Source organism: Burkholderia sp. BCC1047 (assembly GCF_902833155.1).
Taxonomy (GTDB): Bacteria; Pseudomonadota; Gammaproteobacteria; order Burkholderiales; family Burkholderiaceae; genus Burkholderia; species Burkholderia sola.
Map to the genome: position 1 here is coordinate 399,148 of NZ_CADFEH010000003.1, position 18,279 is coordinate 417,426.

Here is an 18,279-nt window from a genome sequence, read left to right on the forward strand (position 1 = left end):
GCCGGGCTGCTAGGGAAGCGCCGGGTGAAAGCCGAACGGACTTTGCCATCACTCGCCGCAATACCGCACAAGCAAATCGGCTTCAGTCTCGTGAATTTCGACGGGCAAGATCGTCGCGCCGGCATGGGCGAGATAGCGCGCGCGATGCTGGCCGTTACGGAACGATGCGACGCCTATTTTCGACAGGCCGGGAATGCCGAGCAACGTTCGCGTTCTCGTCTCGCGAAACGTGATGAACGGCATGTCGGGAATCCGGTCCTGGCCCGGATCGAGGAATTCGCGAATGCCCGCGGCTTTTCCAGGCGCCCAGTACTGGACCGACGGCAATACATAGTCGGTGGTATCGCGGTCCGCGCAGGCGAGCAGTTTACTCAGGTCGATCGTCACGACCCGATGGCGAGAGTCGTCGGACGAGAATACCCGCTTGAGGTGCGTGTAGGCATAGGGAACGTGCCCGGGAAGCTGGACGATCCAGACATCTACGCCGCTTTGTCGTGCGTGAGCGAGCGTCATTATTTCCTCTGGTGGCGCAAGCGGTCTTTGCGATCCGAGTTTAGCAGCGCGGACGGCTGCGCAGCAGGTCGAGGCCAAAAATAGAAAAACGGAGCGACTTGCGGCTCAATCTGCAAATGGAATGGGGGCGGTCATCCGTTGACGGCCCATATCGACGGGCCGCAACAATATCGCGATACGGCCAGCGAGAATGAAGCGCTGCGCGAAATTCACGCAAGATTCGTACTGTGTGACGAAGCACGCGTCACGCACCGGGCATCACGAAAACTGAGAGGGCACATTGAACGGAGAGGCCAAGTCGTCGAAACTCGAGATCGACCATCTCGATTACTGCTTCACGGCAACGCTCGAAATCACGGAGTCCGGCCGTACCGCCGTTGTCGACAGGCAACTCGAGTCCGAGGTACGCAGCAAGACGCTCGGGTGGATCGTGTTCGATCGTTTTCTCGAGCGGAACGATTTCGCCGATGAGGCGGACGCGCGCCAATATCGTCGACTGGCTGGCGCGGCTTGCCGATCCGAGGCTCGTCGCCTCGACCGAGATTGCGAAGGCGCGCGCGGTGGCAACCGGCGCGGTGGCGGCAGATCTGTCAACCGCCGAAATCGTCGGCGGCGCCGCTATTGAAATCGCCGGCGATCTCGACTGGATCGATAGGGTGGTCGACTGGTTTTCCAATGGTGCGTTGTAGCGACGAATTCGTGTTTTCGTGACGTAGATCATTGCGCGCAAGAAATTCCGAACGTAAAAACGAGATGGAAATCGCAGTGCGCAAAAAAATAGAATAATCCTGCTTTGACAATATCCGCGGCTTACCGGAAACTGCCGCGGGTCTGAAAACTAGATTTGAATTAAAAAGAAATAAAACGCTGGAATGAAAAACCGAACGCGGTCGGCCGGTTCCTCGCGCTTGAATCACGATGGTATTCGCCGGCACGCGCGCATGCCGGTTGCCCTCGCGTTGTCACTAAAGGGTGAGTTGCCGCACAGACCGTCGCGCGGCCCGCGATCACAATTTGACCGGTTGACCGTTCTTCCCCGGCCCGGTCAACCGTTTCCCCGCTCGCTCGTGCAGGAGCGGGGGCTTTTTGCCCCCCGACGCCGGAAGATTGCGTCGGCGGAACCGGACAGGCGTTCGGCGGGCTGCGCGACGACACACGGTCGCACCCCGACATCCGTTCGCCCGATCCGTACGAATTGCTTTCCTCGTGCCTGAGCGAACCCTCAGGCCCATCGCCGGTCTTTGCCGGCGATGCCTCGTCCCGGCGGCGCGTCACAGCGCTGCCGGGATGTTTTTTGCGTCACGTCACATCGCGCGTCACGGGCATCGCGCTCCGCTCAGCCCGCCTGTTCGACGCTGGTTTCCCATCCGTCATAGTTCCCGCCGAGCGCGCGCACCTCGCGATTGAGCGCGACCGTGTGGCGCGTGATGTCGGCGAGCGCCATCGTGCCTTCGTGCGAAAACCGCACCGCCGACTTGCCGTCCTCGGTCGGCGCCACCGACTCCACCGGATAGCCTTTTGCTTCGGCCCAGTCCGCGAACTGGTGCGCGTCGCTCGGGTCGGGGAAGTACGCCCAGTGCATCACGCGCCGGCTCACGTCCGGCGCGTCGCCTTGCTGCCGCAGCGCATCCAGCGTGCGCATGTCGCGCATGATCTGCCAGTCGTCGTCGGTCGGGTAGAGCGTCTGCCAGTATGTCGTCTTGTCCGGGTCGTCCTGATGGGCATACTGAAGCGCATAGGCCGTCTGGTCGGCCAGCGAGTCGACGATCTCCGCGGCCGCCTCTTCGTCGAACGGCACGTAGAAAAGAAAATCCCGGTTGCCGTCGACGGTGATGCGGCCGACCTGCACGCCGCCTTTCGCGACGATCGCGGCGTCGAGCAGATCCTCGATCTTCGCGAGATCGGCGAATTCGTCGCCGGTCGGCAGACCTTCGGGCGACGGATGCGCAAAGGGGACGCGCACGCTGAGCAGCGACGTGCGCGGATCGCCTTCGGCGATTTCCGCAAAGCCGTGATTGAAGCTGATGAAAGCCTGATGGTCGCCCATTCTGGCAGGGAAGGTTCCCCAGGCGTCGCTCATGTGTTTCTCCCGTACACGATTGTCTGTTGACGGTTGCAAAGCGTCCCAATGTATCATCGAAAATCGCGTTGGCCGGAGCCGCGCACCCGATCGCGGGCCGTGTGCGCCGCGCCCGCGGGATCCGGGCTGTTCGCAGCGCGCCGCATGCATGCGGCCGGCCGCAAAAATTCAAGGGAGATGCCGATGTCGACGTTCGCGGTGAATGGTGTCCGAATCGATCCGCTCAGCGCGCGCGTGACGCACGTGCGCTGGGCGGCCGTGAACCCGGTCGATCGCTCGTGGGCGGCGTCGCCCCGCGAGGCCCCGGTGGCGGACGTGGCGCGCGCGCTTGCGTCCGGTAACGATGTCCGCGCGATCTTCTCGGCCTCGGACACCACCGCAATCGGGCCCAGGCTGAAACGCGTGCTGTATCGCGATGCGTCGGAAGGCATCGAGCTCGACATCGATGCAACGAGCGAGTCGCGCACGTTGCGCGATCTGCCGCAGATCTGACCGCGAGCCGTTTCCCCAACCGAATCGCGCGAACGCGCCCACGACCATGTCCAGATTCGCCATTTTTCCGCTGGCATTCGCGCTTTGTCTGGCGCTTGCCGCCTGCCAGACCGCGTCCGGGCCGACGCCCGTGCACCCGTCGCCCGAAACCGCGTCGACGACCGTTCCCGCATCGTCGCCGCCGGCCGCGCCGATTCGCGGCACCGGCATCGGCGTCGCGCCTCGTCTGGCCGGACAGAGTCACGCGGCCGTCGGTCAATGCACGACCAACGGTACCGTCAACGTATGCAATTGACCGGCGTCGGCGCGATGGCGCGTGATGCGTGCAAACGGAATCGGAATCCCGACATGTCGCCCGCGTCGATGGACGGGCGGCCGTCGACACGAGCCGGCGTGCAATGAACGACGAACGCGAAACGACGGATTCCGGCTGGCACGTCGATCCCGTTGCGGGAACGGTCACCGGCGCGTTGCCGGTGACGCTCGCGGTCGACAGCCGAAGCCTGAAAAGCAGGGCGGTCGTGTGTGCGGGGCTGGCCGCGGCGAGCCTGTGCGGTTACGTGGCCGCCCCGACGCTCTGGCCGGTAGCGGCGCTGGCCGCGTTGCTGGGGCTCGCCAGTGCCGCGTTGTTCGTCTCGTCGCGGCGCAAGCTGGCGCTGCAGGTCGACGAGACGGGCTTCCGGCTGATCGGTTCCGCCCGCGAAAAACCCGTCACGCCGTGGCGGGACGTCGCTGAATTCCGGATCGTCAGCGTCGCCGGTAATCGTTACATCGGCTACCAGTTCTCCGTACATTCTTCCCGTACGAAGGTGCCGGGCGGCGTGATGCTGCCGATCGCCCGGTTTGCCGATCTTCCGCTCGACGCGGTGGCCGCGTTGCTGGAGGCTTGCCGCCGGCAGTTCGGCTTGCCGGACTAACCGGCCGATCGAACGGGCCGGTAACGCCCGATGCGGCGTCCTGCGCGCGGCGCCGCTCGAGCAAACAAAAAAATCCCGGGCACCGTGTCGATTTCCGCGGGAGTCGTCCGTCGTAGCATCGGAGGCGTGCGCATCGCGCGTCCGTCCCGATTTTCGATACGACAACCGACTGAAGGAGCGACACCATGCCCACATCCGTCAAGCCGATCCCGGAAGGGATGCGCACGCTGACCCCGCACCTGATTTGTGCGGGCGCTACCGCCGCCATCGATTTCTACAAGCGCGCATTCAATGCGACCGAACAGTTTCGCCTCGCGATGCCCGACGGCCGGCTCGCGCATGCGTGCCTGGCGATTGGCGATTCGACGCTGATGCTGGTCGATGAAATGCCCGAACACGGCGCGCTGGGGCCGAAGGCGCTGAAAGGCACGCCCGTCTGCCTGCATCTGTACGTGCCGGACACCGATGCGGCGATCGAGAAGGCGGTCGCGGCCGGCGCGACGGTCACGATTCCGGCGGCCGACATGTTCTGGGGCGATCGTTACGGGCAGGTCGAGGATCCGTTCGGGCATCGCTGGTCGCTGGCGACGCATCAGCGCGATCTGACACCCGAGCAGATCGCGGACGCAATGGCCAGCGCGCCGCCCTGCGGCAGTTGAGTCGACACCGTCGCACGAGCGCGGCGACGGGCAGCGCGGCGGCGACAGGCGGCGCGGCGGCTTGATCGCGCCGCGCCGGCCTGGCTCGTCGGCGGTCATGCGCGGGCCGTCCGGCCGCGCTGCTTGTGTTAGTCCATCCGCCGATCGGTCGAGGCAAGCAGGTCGGCGACGGTGCGATGGCGGGCGGGATCATAGGCAACGTGCCCGAGCGAGCCGCCACGTCGGCCGGTTTCGGTGCGATTTGCGTGAGCCTTGTCTCGTGTCCCGACTGTCAGGTCGGTCATGGTTCGTACGTCGAACAATATTGCGCACGGTTCGATGCATCGCCACGCTGCAAGTCCCGCCGCGGCGGTGATCGGGTTCGCGCGTGTCGGTGAAGATGCGGCGAGAAGTGGGGGGCATCGGCCCGCGTTCCGTCCCGATGCGGAATCGGACCCGCGATGCCTCAAGGGCGCGCGTCGCCCTGCCGTAAACAGGACGAGTCCAATCGTTCATCCCCTCTCATCCGATCACACCATGGTTCGAATTCTGTACGCGGGCTATCTCGCGTTTGCGCTGTATCTCCTTTATCCGCTGGTTCAGAACACGCTGATGTTCAGCACCGCGTGCGTGCGCAGCGTGCTGCCGATGGGCGACCACGGGCTGTCGGCGAATTCGGCCAGCGGCGCGGATGGGCACGCGAGCCGTTGTGTGGCGCGCGCGCCTGCGCGCGTCGCGACCGGGCGGGCGCCGGAAATCCATTGAACGCGGCGCGTCGCGCGTGAAGGGCGCTTCGCGACGCCGCGTGCTGGCCATTCGGCTGAATTGAACATCGCGCCATGCTCGCCGATCATCTGCAACGCGGCGGCAGAAATGCGAGGGGCGAGCGCCACGAGAAAGCGTGTGTCGGCGTCAGTAGCTGGAGCGATACGGCGTGCCCTGATCGAAGCGGCTTTGCCAGTGCGTGAGGTAGCGTGACGCGAGTTGCGGGTTGTTCCAGACCACGACGACGTTCTCGGAATTGCGGCTGGCCGCCGACGCACTGTAGTTGAACGAACCCGTTTCGACGTGCTCGGCGTCGATCACGAGGTACTTGTCGTGATGGATCGCATAGGTATCGATCGTGCGCGTCGGGATGCCGGCGTTGACGAGCAGGTTCAATGCCTGCTTGCTGCTCTTCGCGCGATTGCCCTTGTCGTCGACGACCACCGCGACGTTGACGCCGCGGCGCTTGGCGGCAAGCAGCGCGCGCGCGACGGGCGGCGACGTGAACGAGTATGCGGCGACCCGGATCGAGCTGCGCGCCGCCCCGATCGCTTTCAGCACGAGCGCCTCGGCGCCGCCGTCGGGCGAGAATGCCGATTCGACGACCTGGGTCGCGGGGGCTTCGTGAGTGGGGGCCGGCAGCCATCGCGACACGAGGTCGATCGCTTGCTGGAGCAGCGATTCGCTTTGCGTCTTGCCGAAGGCGGCGAAGGGTGTGGCGAGCAGGGAAGCGGCGAGACAGGCGGCGGCGAGGCGATTGCGCGACAACATCTTGGACAGCGAATAATTTCGAGACAGCGGGCCGTGAGTGTAACGCACGCATGGCGGCCCGGTCACGCGCGGATGCGAAGCGAGGGCGTGCGCAGTGATCGGCAATGGTGGACAGGGTGACGCAAAGTTGCGTTATGCAGCCGGTGCGGGCGAGCGGGCGATCAACGCACAGCGATAGTGCCGGCGATGGCAGGCGATTGCGTTTGCCGTTGCAGCGCACGGGCGTGCGAACGATGCGTGCGCCGGCGGGCGGACTGCGACTCGATGCGGCTTGTGGCGCAAACGTATGTCTAGCAGGCGCGTCGGAACGACATCCGCACGCAACGTATCGTCAATCCGTGGAGACGGACGCCTCGGTCCCGTCGGACGCGATCCATCCGGGCCCGGGCTCGGGCTGCACGTCGCGTGCGTCGAGCGGTTCGCCGCACGCCGAGCATACGGTGACCGCGTGCATCAGTTGCCCGCAGGCCCGGTGGCGCAATTGCACCGGCGGCCCCTGGCCGTCGTCCTTCCAGCGATCGCCCCAGGCCATCAGCGCGAGCAGGGCCGGGTAGAGATCGAGGCCCATTTCCGTCAGCCGGTACTCGAAGCGGGGCGGGCGTTCCTGATACGCGCGCTTGACGAGCACGCCTTCGTCGACGAGCCGCGCGAGCCGTTCGGCCAGCACGTGGCGCGTCAGGCCAAGCTGGGCCTGGAACGCGTCGAAGCGACGGCAGCCGAGGAATGCGTTGCGCAGGATCAGCATGGTCCAGCGGTCGCCGAGCACGGCGAGCGTGCGCGCGACCGAACAGTTCAGCGTGCCGATGTCATCCCATTTCATTGTCGAGTCTCGTGCCTGTTGCGGCGGTCTTGCGGCGGTTCAGCGAAATAGCGGGTTCGATTATAGAACCCGCCTTCGGTCGCAACGGGCGCAGCCGCGTTGACAACGGCCCGCCTCGTTGACAATAATGAGTTCCAATTTAGAACTTACTCGCGCGGCGACGCGCTTTCAACCCGGAGACAACCCGATGAACCCGCTTTCCCTGTCTGGCCTCGATCTGCTGCGTGCCGCCGCGTCCGGAGACGCGCCTCTTGCGTCGATTTCCGAGACGATTCCGATGCGCCCGCTCGACGTCGAGCTCGGTTACGTGAAGTTTTCGGCGCGGGCGGACGGCCGGCACCTGAACCCGCTGGGCGGCGTGCACGGCGGGTTCGCCGCGACGGTGCTCGATTCGGTCACCGGGTGCGCGGTGCATTCGATGCTCGACGCGGGCGTCGGTTACGGCACCGTCGATCTGCACGTGAAGATGCTGCGGCCCGTGCCGCGCGACGTCGACCTGATCGCGGAAGGGCGTGTGATTCACCTGTCGCGTTCGCTGGGCGTCGCGGAGGGCACGCTGAAGACGCCGGACGACAAGATCGTCGCGCATGCGTCGGCGACCTGCTTCATTCAGCGGCCGCAGTGACGGAGGGCGGCAGCACCTCGTCCGGGCGGGCGCGTGAACATCCGGAGCCGCACCGCAGGCCGCCAGTAAGCGTGCGCCGCGCCCTGCCTGAAGCAATCGCTTCGATGTGATAGCGTTTCTGCTTTCCACCGACGCGACAGGAACAGCATGGAATACCGCACACTCGGCGATTCGGGTATCGAGGTCAGCCTGATCGGTCTCGGCACGATGACGTGGGGCGAGCAGAATTCGGAGCGCGACGCGCATGAGCAGATCGACTACGCGCTCGGGCAGGGCGTGACGCTGATCGACGCTGCGGAGATGTATCCGGTGCCGCCGAAGCCCGACACGCAGGGCCGCACCGAGCAATACATCGGCACCTGGATCGCGCAGCATCGCGCGCAGCGCGACCGTATCGTGCTCGCGACAAAGATCGCGGGGCCGGCGCGGCAGCCGCACAATCCGCGCCATATTCGCGGCGAGGGCAACCAGTTCGACCGCAAGAACCTGACCGAAGCGCTCGACGGCAGCCTCAAGCGCCTGCAGACCGACTACGTCGATCTGTACCAGCTACACTGGCCCGATCGCAGCACGACCACGTTCGGCCGGCCCGCGTATCCGTGGGTCGACGACGCGTACACGGTGCCGATCGACGAAACGCTCGGCGTGCTCGCGGAATTCGTGAAGGCCGGCAAGGTGCGCGCGATCGGCGTGTCGAACGAAACGCCGTGGGGTGTCGCGCAGTTCCTGCGCGCGGCCGAGAAGCTCGGGCTGCCGCGCATCGCGAGCATCCAGAATCCGTACAGCCTGCTGAACCGCACGTTCGAGAACGGGCTGTCGGAATTCACGCATCGCGACGGCGTCGGCCTGCTCGCGTATTCGCCGCTTGCGTTCGGCTGGCTGTCCGGCAAGTACGAGAACGGCGCGCGTCCGGCCGGTGCGCGCATCACGCTGTTCGAGCGTTTCCAGCGCTACAGCAAGCCGCAGGCCGTCGAGGCGACGTCGCGTTACGTCGCGCTCGCGCGGCGTCACGGGCTGTCGCCCGCGCAACTGGCGCTCGCGTTCGTCAACAGCCGCCCGTTCGTGCGCAGCAATCTGGTCGGCGCGACGTCGCTCGAGCAGTTGAAGGAGAACATCGGCAGCATCGACGTGACGCTGTCCGACGAGATCCTCGCCGAGATCGACGCATTGCACGAACGGCAGCCGAACCCGGCGCCGTAAACGGCACGCGGCCCGCTCGGCAGCGATGCCGCGACGGGCCGAGTCGAGTGGTTGCGGCGGCGCCGTGCCGTGCCGCGCCGTCGTTTGTCGCGTCAGCGCATCTTCAGCCGCGTGCGCGCGACGAACAACGCGGCGAGGCTCAGCAGCGCGCATCCCATCAGATAGAGCGCCGGCGACAGCCGGTTACCGGTCGTGCTGATCAGCCAGGTGATGACGAATGGCGCGAAGCCGCCGAACAGCGTGACGCCGGTGTTGTAGCTGACCGCGAGCCCGGTGGCGCGCGTCTGCGACGGGAACAGTTCGGCCATCAGCGCCGGCAACGCGCCGCAATACATCGCCTTCAGCGCGCCAATCCAGATCAGGGCGGCGAGCATCGTCGCGAACGACGCGTGGCGCGTGAGCCACGCGAACGTCGGCCACACGGTCAGCAGCATCAGCACGGCCGCGACCGCCATCATGCGGATCCGCCCGGTGCGGTCGGACAGATGGCCGACGACCGGCGTGACGAGCGTCAGCACGAAACCGGTCGCGAGCGTCGCCGCGAAGCCCGTCGATGCCGGCAGCCCGAGTTGCTTGATCGCGTAGGTCGGCATGTACAGGATCATGTAGTTGATCGCGGTCGAGATCACGAGCGCGCCGATCGACAGCAGCAGCCGCACCTTCTGGTCCGCGAACAGCTCGCGAACCGGCGCCTCGGAGCGCGCCTGCGTCTTGAACTCGACGCCTTCGTCGACGTAGCGGCGGATATACAGCCCGACCGGGCCGATCGCGAGCCCGAACAGGAACGGCACGCGCCAGCCCCAGCTTTCGAGTTGCGCGGTGGTCAGCGTGGCCGTCAGCAGCGCGCCGAAGCCCGACGCGAGCAACGTCGCGAGGCCCTGGCTCGCGAACTGCCAGCTCGACATGAAACCGCGCCGCTGCGGCGCGTGTTCGACGAGAAATGCGGTCGAACTCGCGAATTCGCCGCCCGCGGAAAAGCCCTGCATCAGCCGCGACAGCATGATCCCGAGCGGCGCGAGCATGCCGATCGATGCGTAGGTCGGCATCAGCGCGATCAGCAGCGTGCCGACCATCATCATCGCGATCGACAATAGCAGCGACGCCTTGCGGCCCGCGCGGTCGGCATACGCGCCGAGCACGAAGCCGCCGATCGGCCGGATCAGGTAGGACAGCCCGAACGTGCCGAGCGTCAGCATCAGCGACGTCGCTTCGCTCGTGGCAGGGAAGAACAGCTTGGCGATCGTCACCGCGAAGAAGCCGTAGACGATCAGGTCGAACCATTCGAGCGCGTTGCCGATCGACGCCGCGAAGATGATGCGCCGGATTTTCGTAGCGCTCGGGCGCGCGGCGTCCTGCGCGGTGAGGGTGGTCGTATTCATCGTGTGTGCAGATCCCGTGAAAGGGGCGAAGCGCGTTACAGGGTGGCGCCGGCCGCGGCGGATGCCGCGCGGCGAACGGGCGGCGCGTCGTCGCCGAGATCCCAGAAAAGGCCGGCCATCATCTGCAGCCCCTCGCTGACGACGCTCGCGAGCAGGTGCTCGTCGGGCGCGTGCTGCGCGCACGCCGGGTACGAGTGCGGCACCCACAGCGTCGGCAGCCCGAGCGTGTCGGCAAACACCTCGTTCGGCAGCGTGCCGCCGAGATTCGGCAGGATCGCGGGCTTCTTGCCGGTGGTGCGCGCGAGCGACGCGACGGCCCAGCGGACCCATGGATCGTCCGGCGGCACGCGCGTCGCCGGCGCGCCGCGTTCGACGTCGATCTCGATATCGGCGAAGCCGTGCGCATCGAGGTGCGCGCGCAGGTGCGCCTGCAGCGCTTCCCAGTCGGTGCCGACGACGAAGCGCAGCTGGCAGTGCGCATACGCGGCGGGCGGGATCGCGTTGACGGGGTGCTCCGGATTGCCGGCCTTGACCGCGAGGATCTCGAACGTGTTCCAGCCGAACACGCGCTCGGCCGCGGACAGCCCGGGCTCGCCCCAGTCGGCGTCGAGCGCCGGGTCGCCGGGGCCGCCGCCGACGGAAAGATCGGCGAGCGCGTCGCGCACCGCGGCCGGGATCGGCGGCGGGCGCAGCCCCGTGACGCGAATGGCGCCGCGCGCGTCGACGAGGCTCGCGAGCGCATGCGCGAGCACGATCGCCGGATTACGCAGCAGTCCGCCCCAGTTGCCGGAGTGATGCGCGCCATCGCGGGCGCGCAGGCTCAGCTTGAAGTTGACCGCGCCGCGCGAGCCGAGGAAGACCGTCGGGCGCGCGGCGGCGATGCGCGGGCCGTCGGACGCGATCAGCACGTCGGCCGCGAGCGCGTCGCGCTCCTGGCGGCACAGCGCGTCGAGGCCCGGCGACCCGGTTTCCTCGCCCATCTCGATCAGCAGCTTCGCGTTGAAGCCGAGCCGGCCGCCGCGCGCATCGAGCACGCTCGCCAGCGCGGCGAGGTTGATCGTGTGCTGGCCCTTGTTGTCGGCGCTGCCGCGGCCATACCAGCGGTCGCCGTCGGCCGTCAGCGTCCACGGCGACAGCGGCGCGCGCCACTGCGCGTCGTAGCCGCGCACGACGTCGCCGTGGCCGTAGATCAGCACGGTCGGCAGCGCGTCGTCTTCGTGGCGCGACGCGAGCAGGAACGGGCCGCCGCCGTCGACCGGGTTGTCGACGATGCGCGACGTGAAGCCGAGGCGGGCGGCTTCGGGCGCGATCTCGTCGGTCAGATAGGCGCGCAGCGCGGCGTCGCTGCCGCGTTCCTGGCTTTCGGTGCGCAGGCCGACGCGGCGGCTCAGGGTCGTGAAGAACGCGCCGGATTCGAACTGGTTCAGCGCATGCTGGATGGCGGCGGTACGGCTCAAATCGTGTCTCCTCGGTCGGGTTCGCCGTGCGCGGGCCGCGCAGGCAACGTGAAGTGCGATCGATTCTAGAAAGCCGCTTTTTTTGTCACAATGATCGAATTTCGAACCTTTCTTTGCCGAAAAGGCAAAGCAGCGCAGCCGGATGCGGCGCGGAGACAGAACGATGGCGGCCTTCCTGCATGGCCTGGGGTTGCGGTATTTCGTCGAGGTGGCGCGTACCGGCTCGATCAGCGACGCGTCCGCGCGGCTGCACGTGGCCGTGTCGGCGATCAGTCGCCAGATCGCGAAGCTGGAGAGCGAGCTCGGGGCGCCGCTGTTCGAGCGGCGGCCGCGCGGGATGGCATTGTCGGAGGCGGGGGAGCGGCTGCTGGCGTTCGCGCAGCGTAGCCTGCTGGAGGCCGAACACGTGATGAAGGACATCGGCGGGCTCGACGCGCTGCACGGCAGCCTGCTGAAGATCGCGTGCTCGGAAGGGTTCGCGATCGATTTCCTGCCCGGCGTGCTTGCGAGCTTCAAGGCGCGCCATCCGGGCGTCGATTTCACCGTATGGGTCGTGTCGCCGGCGGACGCGACCCGGCGCGTGCGTGACGGCGATGCGGACATCGCATTGACGTTCAGCCTCGCGCCGGAGAAGGGCGTGCGCGTCGACCACACCGAGCGCGCGCCGGTCTTTGCGCTGGTCCGGCACGATCATCCGCTCGCGGCGCGCGACGCGGTGGCGCTCGCCGATGTCGCGCGGCACGCGCACGTGCTGCCCGAGGCCGGCACGACGGTGCGCCAGCTGATCGACATCGCGTGCGCGCTCGACGGGCTGCTGCTCGAGCCCGAACTGACGAGCAACAACACGGCGGCGATGTACGGCTACGCGCGCCGCACGGGCGCGGTGATGTTCACGGGGCTGTTGTCGGTGCGCGATCGCGCCGATGCGGACGGCTTCGTCGTCGTGCCGGTGACGAACCCGCAACTGCGCGAACGCAGCATCCAGGTGCAGACGATGGCGGGTCGCGATCTGCCCGCGTCGGTGCGCGCGTTCCGCGACCATCTGATCGACGCGATGCAGGCCGCCTCGCTGGCGCCGACTGCCGCACGAGGCCCGGGACGCCGGCCCGTGAGATAATCGTCAATCCGCCTTCCGTGCCCATGCGGCTCCCCGAGCCGCATCGCCCCTGTTCGACGCCAAATTGAAGAACCTGATTGTCACCCTCGATCGCGCCGGCGAGTTCGACGAGATCATCGACGTGCGCACGCCGCTCGAGTTCGCCGAGGACCATATCCCCGGCGCGCTGAACGCGCCCGTGCTCAGCAACGAAGAGCGCGTGCTCGTCGGCACGATGTACCGGCAGGTGTCGCCGTACGAGGCGACGCGCGTCGGCGCGGCGATTGTCGCGCGCAACATCGCGCGCCATCTCGACACGACGTTCGCCGACCGGCCGCGCAACTGGCGACCGCTGATCTACTGCTGGCGCGGCGGCAAGCGTTCGGGCTCGATGACGACCTGGTTCAACCTGATCGGCTGGAAGGCGCGCCAGCTCGACGGCGGCTACAAGGCGTACCGCCGATCGGTGTGCGCGACGCTCGACTCGCTGCCGACGCGCTTTCGCTACATCGCGCTCGTCGGCCATACGGGCTGCGGCAAGACACGCCTGCTGAACGCGCTGCGCGACGTGGGCGCGCAGACGCTCGATCTCGAAGCACTCGCGTGCCATCGCGGCTCGCTGCTCGGTGCGCTGCCGGGCAAGCCGCAGCCCACGCAAAAGGGGTTCGATTCCGGGCTCGTCGAGACGCTCGGGGGTTTCAACCCCCAATGGCCGGTGTTCGTCGAGTCGGAAAGCCGCAGGATCGGGCTCGTGCAGTTGCCGATCGCGCTGATCGAAGCGTTTCACGCGGGGCCGTGGGTGCAGGTCGAAGCGGCGCACGACGAGCGGATCGCGTTCCTGCTCGACGATTACGCGCACCTGTTCGACGCACCGGACGCATTCAAGGCGCAGCTTCATCGGCTGATCGGCCTGCACAGCCGCGAAGAGGTGATGCGCTGGAAGGCGCTGATCGATGCCGGCGCGCGGGCCGATCTGTTCACCGAACTGATCGACAGACATTACGATCCCGCCTACGCACGCACGTATCGCGCGACATACGACAAGCCGAACCGCGCGCTGACGTTCACGTTCCGGCCCAACGCGGACGACGTACGCGCTCAGGCGCGCACGCTGCTGGCCGAACTCGCGCAGGCCGGATTGCCCGCATCGGCCGCGCTTGCCGGCGGCACGACATCCGAAACCGACAAAAACCAATCGACGATCACGACACGATGACGACCACACGCACCCAACCCAACCCGGCCCTCGGCTGGATGTCCTTCCTGCTGATCGCGGTCGCGGGACTGTTCTACGTAAAATGGTTCCCGTACTACAACAAGGCGTTCGTTGCCGCCGAGCACCATTCGATCGGCCAGTCGATCCTGATGGGCACGTCGGCGGCCGCACCCGAGCCGTCGCTGAAGGTGGCGCTCGACTACGCATGGGCATACGGCAAGGCGATCTGGCAGGCGATGGTGCTCGGCCTGCTGCTCGGCTCGGCCGTGCAGGCGCTGCTGCCCGCGCATTGGGTGGCGCGCGTGCTCGGCCGCACGGGCTTCGGCAGCGTCGCCGCGGGCGGGCTGCTGTCGCTGCCCGGGATGATGTGCACATGCTGCGCGGCGCCGGTCGTCGCCGGCCTGCGTGCGCGCCATGCATCGCCGGGCGGCGCGGTCGCGTTCTGGCTCGGCAATACGGTGCTGAATCCGGCCGCGCTGGTATTCATGGGCTTCGTGCTCGGCTGGCACTGGAGCGCGCTGCGCGTCGTGCTCGGCATCGCGATGGTGTTCGGGATCGGCTATCTGCTGAACCGCATCGCGCGCCCCGAAGACCGCAGCATCGACGATGCGCAGCTCGCCGCGCTGGCGGCCGAACAGGCCGCGGCCGGCAATCCGTTCGTCCGCTGGATGAAACTGCTCGCGCGCATGGCCGTGCGGCTCGTGCCCGAATACATCGTGCTCGTGCTGCTGCTCGGCGCCGCGCGCGCGTGGCTGTTTCCGCACATCGGCCCGGACATCGGCAATCATCTCGGCTGGATCGTCGCGTTCGCGGTCGCGGGCATGCTGTTCGTGATCCCGACGGCCGGCGAGGTGCCGATCATCCAGGCGATGCTGTCGCTCGGCATGGGCGTCGGTCCGGCCGCCGCGCTGCTGATGACGCTGCCGCCGATCAGCGTGCCGTCGCTCGCGATGCTCGCGCGTTCGTTCAAGCCCTACATGCTGGCGATCGTCGCGACGCTCGTCGTCGTATTCGGGATCGTGAGCGGCTTGCTCGCGATCGCGTTCGGGTTCTGACAACGCGGGCGACACGCCGGCCCGGCGCACTCGTCGCATTCGTATTCATCCGGCGCCGCCGCTTCACGCGTGCGACGCCCTTTACAAGAAGCAAACAGGAAAACGCATGACCCAACCGAAGATCCATCCTCGACTCGAAAAGGCGCTGACGCGCGGCGATCTCGCGATCCGCCAGGCCAATTCCGCGCGGGCGACTGCCGTGCTGAACGCACTCGGCACGATGATCATCGAGGCTTCCGCAACGATCGGCGTCGAGGCCAGCATCGACATTCCGCAAGGCGATCGCATTTACGATCCGGTCAACGGCCTGTGGCCGCAGAAGATGCTGGTGTCGTTCGATGGCCCGGTGGACGAAGCCGACAAGGAAGAACTGCGCACGGTCTATCTGGTGGCCGACGATCCGGGCACGCAGTTTCGCGTCGAATGGCATCGCGCGGACGGCAAGCTCGGCCGCCAGGAAGGCGGCCCGCTCGCGACCGTCGCGTTCCTGACCGACGTCGAAATTCCGTGGAGCGACGACGACGAGTAACGTCGTCGCGTGAAGCCGGCGCCCGGTGCCCGGCGCGCCGGCCGTCAGCGCATCATCCGCCGCCGGAACAGCCACGCGGACAGCAGGAACCCGCCGACCGCGTAGCCGGCGAGCACCGCGACGTGCAACGCGATGTCGGCCGCCGGCCGGCCGAGCATCGCAGGCCGGATCAGCTCGACCGCATTCGCGAGCGGCAGCGCCTGTGCCGCGTGCCGCGCGAGCGGCGGCAACTGCGTGATCGGGAAGAACACGCCCGACAGCAGCAGCATCGGCGTCAGCACGAGCGTCTGGTAAAACATGAAGAAATCGTAGGACGGCGCGAGCGCCGTGACGATCATCGCGAGGCTGGCGAACGCGAGGCCAGCCAGCGCGATCACGGGCAGCACCGCGAGCATCGACGGAAATTCCGCGTAGCCGAGCACGCCCGCGACGAGCATGATCGCGCTCCCCGACAGCATCGCCTTGCTGGCCGCCCAGACGATCTCGCCGAGCACGATGTCGCCGAGCGCGAGCGGCGTATGCATGATCGCTTCCCACGTGCGCTGCACGTGCATCCGCGAGAAACCCGAATACATCGATTCGAAGCTCGCGGACATCATCACGCTCGAGCCGACCGTGCCGGCCGCGAGGAACGCGATATACGACACGCCGTCGACATGGCCGAGCATCAGGCCGAGCCCGAAACCCAGCCCGAACAGATAGATCATCGGATCGGCGAGATTGCCGAACATCGACGCGAGCGCGAGCTTGCGCCACACGAGATAGTTGCGCCGCCAGACGGCGACCCAGTTGCTCGCGTTCGCCGGCATCGCGATCGCGAAGCGCGACGCGCGCGGCGGGGCCGATGGCGTGGTGGCGGAATAGTTGCGGACGTCCATGGTCGATCAGTCCTGCATCTCGCGGCCCGTGAGCCGCAGGAACACATCCTCCAGATTGGCCGGGCGATGCAGATAGCGCAACCCCGGGCGGCCCTTGAGTCGTGCGCTGACCGGTTCGGGATCGGTCACGTAGCAGAACAGCGTCTCGCCGCTGATCTCGGTGTGCTTCGCGAATGCCGACAACTCGTCGCGCAACGCGGCCGGATCCGGCCCGTAGATCTCGATCACGTCGCAGCCGATCTCCGATTCGATCAGCGCATGCGGCGCGCCTTCGGCGATCTTGCGGCCTTCCTCGATCACGCACAGCCGATCGCACAGACGCTCGGCTTCTTCCATGAAATGCGTGGTGATCAGGATCGTCTTGCCGCGCGCGAGCAGCGAGCGCAGCCGCTCCCACATCAGGTGGCGCGCCTGCGGATCGAGGCCCGTCGTCGGCTCGTCAAGCACGAGCACGTCGGGATCGTTGACGAGCGCGCGGGCGAGCGTGAGCCGGCGCTTCATGCCGCCCGACAACTCGCCGACTTTTGCATCGGCCTTGTTTTCCAGCTTCGCGAATTCGAGCAGCGGCGGCACGAGCGCGCGTGCCGCCTGCGCCGACATCCCGAAATAGCGGCTGAACACGAGCAGGTTTTCACGGACGGTGAAGTCGGGGTCGAGGTTGTCGAACTGCGGGACGACGCCGACTCGCTGGCGTGCATGTCGCGCACGCGATGGAACCGGTTCGCCGCACAGCGCAATCGTGCCTGCGTCGGGATGCGCGAGGCCGAGCAGCATCTTCAGCGTCGTGGTCTTGCCGGCGCCATTCGGCCCGAGCAGGCCATAGCATTCGCCGGCCTTCACGTTGAAGGACAGGCCATTGACGACGAGCTTGTCGCCATAGCGCTTTTCGACGTTGCGGAAATCGATCGGTGCGACGGACATGGGCGTGTTGTCGTTGTAAGCGGGTGCGTTCCGCTGCCCGGTGCGCGGCCCGTGTGCGAACGGATCGCGCGAAGGCGTGTCACATGGGCATGGCCGAAGCATACGACGCCGGCGCGAGCTGGCCCACCGGACGTGGAACGGGGCCATTCTAGTGCATCGCTGCATCGCTTGAGGGCATGCGCGCACTGTGCGATGCAAGCGCGCAGCGATCGTGCACCGCATCATTGCGCACGCGCCGCGCGGGGCGAATCAGCGTTTTCCATCCCTTGCGTCCTGAATTGCGGCGCACCATGATGAATGCGTAGGCTCGTTGTCGCGATAGGGAGGCTTCATGGCTAGCTACAACAAGATTTTGCTGTGTTACGACGGCACGCTCGAAGGGCGCAAGGCGCTGCGTTACGGCGCCAATCTCGCAATGGACCTGAAGGCCGAAACGCACTTGCTGTCGGTCGTGGACATGCGTTCGAGCATTGCGCAAAGCGCGGGTTTGCTGACCGACGTCGCATGCGGCCGCTTCGAGGAAACCGCGCGCGAAATCCTGCAGGAAGGCGTGAACTGGCTGCGCGAGCGCGGCGTCCAGGCCGAAGGCCATTTCGCATTCGGTTATCCGATCGACGAAATCGCGAATCTCGCGTCGGAGCTGAAGGTCGACCTCGTCGTCGTCGGCCACCGGTGCCGCAGCGGATTGTCGAGATGGTGGATGGGCTCGGGCAATACGCAACTGCTCGATCGCGTGAACTGCAGCATTCTGGTCGCGTGCTCGTCGGCGGAAGAGCAGAAGGCCGAAATCGCGCGCGAGCGTGAAGCGGCGACGGCGAGCAGCCAATGACCTAACAGGCTGTTGAAATTGGATACGGTGTAAACGGGCGTTGCGAGCGGTGCGTTAGAGATATCGTGTTCATGATCTTGGGCAGACGAGAGCGATGC

22 protein-coding genes are annotated in these 18,279 nt (G+C 66.8%); 12 read left to right on the forward strand and 10 right to left on the reverse strand.

Annotation, left to right across the window (positions count from 1 at the left end; genetic code table 11):
* Window positions 1-48: 48 nt before the first annotated feature.
* The 3 genes from HWX55_RS05960 to HWX55_RS05970 form a co-directional block, all read right to left on the reverse strand.
* Window positions 49-513, reverse strand: coding sequence for a hypothetical protein (locus HWX55_RS05960; protein ID WP_175974687.1), 465 nt, complete (start codon window positions 511-513; stop codon window positions 49-51).
* A 244-nt stretch (window positions 514-757) separates the two neighbouring features.
* Window positions 758-1,234, reverse strand: coding sequence for a hypothetical protein (locus HWX55_RS05965; protein ID WP_175974689.1), 477 nt, complete (start codon window positions 1,232-1,234; stop codon window positions 758-760).
* Window positions 1,235-1,849: 615 nt separating this feature from the next.
* Window positions 1,850-2,593, reverse strand: a complete 744-nt coding sequence (locus HWX55_RS05970; RefSeq protein WP_175974691.1) for a DUF695 domain-containing protein — start codon at window positions 2,591-2,593, stop codon at window positions 1,850-1,852.
* Window positions 2,594-2,776: 183 nt separating this feature from the next.
* Here HWX55_RS05970 and HWX55_RS05975 point away from each other — a divergent pair, with 183 nt between their 5' ends.
* From HWX55_RS05975 to HWX55_RS05990, 4 genes are all read left to right on the forward strand, one after another.
* Window positions 2,777-3,085 (forward strand): phosphatidylserine/phosphatidylglycerophosphate/cardiolipin synthase, encoded by a 309-nt coding sequence (locus tag HWX55_RS05975; protein ID WP_175974693.1) that lies wholly within the window; start codon window positions 2,777-2,779, stop codon window positions 3,083-3,085.
* Window positions 3,086-3,131: 46 nt separating this feature from the next.
* Entirely contained in the window at window positions 3,132-3,380 is a 249-nt protein-coding gene (locus HWX55_RS05980) for a hypothetical protein (protein ID WP_175974695.1), read from the forward strand.
* A gap of 103 nt (window positions 3,381-3,483) precedes the next feature.
* Window positions 3,484-4,002 (forward strand): aspartyl-tRNA synthetase, encoded by a 519-nt coding sequence (locus HWX55_RS05985; protein WP_175974697.1) that lies wholly within the window; start codon window positions 3,484-3,486, stop codon window positions 4,000-4,002.
* Window positions 4,003-4,187: 185 nt separating this feature from the next.
* Window positions 4,188-4,661 (forward strand): VOC family protein, encoded by a 474-nt coding sequence (locus HWX55_RS05990; protein ID WP_069621427.1) that lies wholly within the window; start codon window positions 4,188-4,190, stop codon window positions 4,659-4,661.
* Between the two features lie 128 nt (window positions 4,662-4,789).
* On the opposite strand, the gene HWX55_RS05995 is transcribed toward HWX55_RS05990, so the two are convergent.
* Complete coding sequence (locus HWX55_RS05995; protein WP_175974158.1) at window positions 4,790-4,945, reverse strand: hypothetical protein; 156 nt, start codon at window positions 4,943-4,945, stop codon at window positions 4,790-4,792.
* A gap of 232 nt (window positions 4,946-5,177) precedes the next feature.
* On the opposite strand from HWX55_RS05995, the gene HWX55_RS06000 reads away from it, so the two are divergent.
* Window positions 5,178-5,405, forward strand: coding sequence for a hypothetical protein (locus HWX55_RS06000; protein ID WP_175974699.1), 228 nt, complete (start codon window positions 5,178-5,180; stop codon window positions 5,403-5,405).
* A gap of 147 nt (window positions 5,406-5,552) precedes the next feature.
* On the opposite strand, the gene HWX55_RS06005 is transcribed toward HWX55_RS06000, so the two are convergent.
* Both HWX55_RS06005 and HWX55_RS06010 read right to left on the reverse strand, forming a co-directional pair.
* Complete coding sequence (locus HWX55_RS06005) at window positions 5,553-6,176, reverse strand: phospholipase D family protein (protein WP_175974701.1); 624 nt, start codon at window positions 6,174-6,176, stop codon at window positions 5,553-5,555.
* Window positions 6,177-6,507: 331 nt separating this feature from the next.
* On the reverse strand, window positions 6,508-6,996 hold the full coding sequence (locus HWX55_RS06010) for a helix-turn-helix domain-containing protein (protein WP_175974704.1): 489 nt from the start codon (window positions 6,994-6,996) through the stop codon (window positions 6,508-6,510).
* A gap of 187 nt (window positions 6,997-7,183) precedes the next feature.
* On the opposite strand from HWX55_RS06010, the gene HWX55_RS06015 reads away from it, so the two are divergent.
* Together HWX55_RS06015 and HWX55_RS06020 are read left to right on the forward strand one after the other, a co-directional pair.
* Window positions 7,184-7,621: a PaaI family thioesterase gene (locus tag HWX55_RS06015; RefSeq protein WP_050012568.1), complete on the forward strand. Its 438-nt coding sequence runs from the start codon at window positions 7,184-7,186 to the stop codon at window positions 7,619-7,621.
* Window positions 7,622-7,768: 147 nt separating this feature from the next.
* Window positions 7,769-8,821 carry an NADP(H)-dependent aldo-keto reductase gene (locus HWX55_RS06020; protein WP_175974707.1) on the forward strand — a complete coding sequence of 351 codons (1,053 nt, stop codon included), beginning with the start codon at window positions 7,769-7,771 and terminating at the stop codon, window positions 8,819-8,821.
* 92 nt (window positions 8,822-8,913) lie between these two features.
* Here HWX55_RS06020 and HWX55_RS06025 read toward each other — a convergent pair whose 3' ends face one another.
* Complete coding sequence (locus tag HWX55_RS06025; RefSeq protein ID WP_175974709.1) at window positions 8,914-10,200, reverse strand: MFS transporter; 1,287 nt, start codon at window positions 10,198-10,200, stop codon at window positions 8,914-8,916.
* 35 nt (window positions 10,201-10,235) lie between these two features.
* Window positions 10,236-11,657, reverse strand: a complete 1,422-nt coding sequence (locus HWX55_RS06030; protein WP_175974711.1) for a M20 family metallopeptidase — start codon at window positions 11,655-11,657, stop codon at window positions 10,236-10,238.
* Window positions 11,658-11,820: 163 nt separating this feature from the next.
* Between HWX55_RS06030 and HWX55_RS06035 the strand changes: the two genes are divergently transcribed.
* The 4 genes from HWX55_RS06035 to HWX55_RS06050 all read left to right on the forward strand — a co-directional run bounded on the left by HWX55_RS06035 (window position 11,821) and on the right by HWX55_RS06050 (window position 15,553).
* Window positions 11,821-12,774 carry a LysR substrate-binding domain-containing protein gene (locus HWX55_RS06035; protein WP_175974713.1) on the forward strand — a complete coding sequence of 318 codons (954 nt, stop codon included), beginning with the start codon at window positions 11,821-11,823 and terminating at the stop codon, window positions 12,772-12,774.
* Between the two features lie 64 nt (window positions 12,775-12,838).
* Window positions 12,839-13,969: a tRNA 2-selenouridine(34) synthase MnmH gene (gene mnmH, locus HWX55_RS06040; RefSeq protein ID WP_175974715.1), complete on the forward strand. Its 1,131-nt coding sequence runs from the start codon at window positions 12,839-12,841 to the stop codon at window positions 13,967-13,969.
* Window positions 13,966-15,024 carry a permease gene (locus HWX55_RS06045; protein ID WP_175974718.1) on the forward strand — a complete coding sequence of 353 codons (1,059 nt, stop codon included), beginning with the start codon at window positions 13,966-13,968 and terminating at the stop codon, window positions 15,022-15,024. The genes mnmH and HWX55_RS06045 overlap by 4 nt, the downstream gene beginning before the upstream one ends.
* Before the next feature lie 106 nt (window positions 15,025-15,130).
* Window positions 15,131-15,553: a hypothetical protein gene (locus tag HWX55_RS06050; RefSeq protein ID WP_034174145.1), complete on the forward strand. Its 423-nt coding sequence runs from the start codon at window positions 15,131-15,133 to the stop codon at window positions 15,551-15,553.
* A 44-nt stretch (window positions 15,554-15,597) separates the two neighbouring features.
* Here the strand turns inward: HWX55_RS06050 and HWX55_RS06055 are convergent, their stop codons facing one another.
* Both HWX55_RS06055 and nodI read right to left on the reverse strand, forming a co-directional pair.
* Window positions 15,598-16,431: an ABC transporter permease gene (locus HWX55_RS06055; protein WP_175974720.1), complete on the reverse strand. Its 834-nt coding sequence runs from the start codon at window positions 16,429-16,431 to the stop codon at window positions 15,598-15,600.
* A 6-nt stretch (window positions 16,432-16,437) separates the two neighbouring features.
* Complete coding sequence (gene nodI, locus HWX55_RS06060) at window positions 16,438-17,352, reverse strand: nodulation factor ABC transporter ATP-binding protein NodI (RefSeq protein ID WP_175974722.1); 915 nt, start codon at window positions 17,350-17,352, stop codon at window positions 16,438-16,440.
* A 331-nt stretch (window positions 17,353-17,683) separates the two neighbouring features.
* Between nodI and HWX55_RS06065 the strand changes: the two genes are divergently transcribed.
* Complete coding sequence (locus tag HWX55_RS06065) at window positions 17,684-18,181, forward strand: universal stress protein (RefSeq protein ID WP_089467374.1); 498 nt, start codon at window positions 17,684-17,686, stop codon at window positions 18,179-18,181.
* Window positions 18,182-18,279 lie beyond the last annotated feature (98 nt).

What these genes read in the sequence shown, in the direction of transcription:
- HWX55_RS06000 (WP_175974699.1), top strand. Translation starts at nt 5,178, where the DNA reads ATGGTTCGAATTCTGTACGCGGGCTATCTCGCGTTTGCGCTGTATCTC.
- HWX55_RS06050 (WP_034174145.1), top strand. Translation starts at nt 15,131, where the DNA reads ATGACCCAACCGAAGATCCATCCTCGACTCGAAAAGGCGCTGACGCGC.
- HWX55_RS06025 (WP_175974709.1), bottom strand. Translation starts at nt 10,200, where the DNA reads ATGAATACGACCACCCTCACCGCGCAGGACGCCGCGCGCCCGAGCGCT.
- HWX55_RS05970 (WP_175974691.1), bottom strand. Translation starts at nt 2,593, where the DNA reads ATGAGCGACGCCTGGGGAACCTTCCCTGCCAGAATGGGCGACCATCAG.
- HWX55_RS06005 (WP_175974701.1), bottom strand. Translation starts at nt 6,176, where the DNA reads ATGTTGTCGCGCAATCGCCTCGCCGCCGCCTGTCTCGCCGCTTCCCTG.
- HWX55_RS05990 (WP_069621427.1), top strand. Translation starts at nt 4,188, where the DNA reads ATGCCCACATCCGTCAAGCCGATCCCGGAAGGGATGCGCACGCTGACC.
- HWX55_RS06065 (WP_089467374.1), top strand. Translation starts at nt 17,684, where the DNA reads ATGGCTAGCTACAACAAGATTTTGCTGTGTTACGACGGCACGCTCGAA.
- HWX55_RS06015 (WP_050012568.1), top strand. Translation starts at nt 7,184, where the DNA reads ATGAACCCGCTTTCCCTGTCTGGCCTCGATCTGCTGCGTGCCGCCGCG.
- HWX55_RS06020 (WP_175974707.1), top strand. Translation starts at nt 7,769, where the DNA reads ATGGAATACCGCACACTCGGCGATTCGGGTATCGAGGTCAGCCTGATC.
- HWX55_RS05975 (WP_175974693.1), top strand. Translation starts at nt 2,777, where the DNA reads ATGTCGACGTTCGCGGTGAATGGTGTCCGAATCGATCCGCTCAGCGCG.
- HWX55_RS05995 (WP_175974158.1), bottom strand. Translation starts at nt 4,945, where the DNA reads ATGACCGACCTGACAGTCGGGACACGAGACAAGGCTCACGCAAATCGC.
- HWX55_RS06010 (WP_175974704.1), bottom strand. Translation starts at nt 6,996, where the DNA reads ATGAAATGGGATGACATCGGCACGCTGAACTGTTCGGTCGCGCGCACG.
- HWX55_RS06055 (WP_175974720.1), bottom strand. Translation starts at nt 16,431, where the DNA reads ATGGACGTCCGCAACTATTCCGCCACCACGCCATCGGCCCCGCCGCGC.
- HWX55_RS05985 (WP_175974697.1), top strand. Translation starts at nt 3,484, where the DNA reads ATGAACGACGAACGCGAAACGACGGATTCCGGCTGGCACGTCGATCCC.
- HWX55_RS06035 (WP_175974713.1), top strand. Translation starts at nt 11,821, where the DNA reads ATGGCGGCCTTCCTGCATGGCCTGGGGTTGCGGTATTTCGTCGAGGTG.
- HWX55_RS06045 (WP_175974718.1), top strand. Translation starts at nt 13,966, where the DNA reads ATGACGACCACACGCACCCAACCCAACCCGGCCCTCGGCTGGATGTCC.
- nodI (WP_175974722.1), bottom strand. Translation starts at nt 17,352, where the DNA reads ATGTCCGTCGCACCGATCGATTTCCGCAACGTCGAAAAGCGCTATGGC.
- HWX55_RS05980 (WP_175974695.1), top strand. Translation starts at nt 3,132, where the DNA reads ATGTCCAGATTCGCCATTTTTCCGCTGGCATTCGCGCTTTGTCTGGCG.
- HWX55_RS05960 (WP_175974687.1), bottom strand. Translation starts at nt 513, where the DNA reads ATGACGCTCGCTCACGCACGACAAAGCGGCGTAGATGTCTGGATCGTC.
- HWX55_RS05965 (WP_175974689.1), bottom strand. Translation starts at nt 1,234, where the DNA reads ATGATCTACGTCACGAAAACACGAATTCGTCGCTACAACGCACCATTG.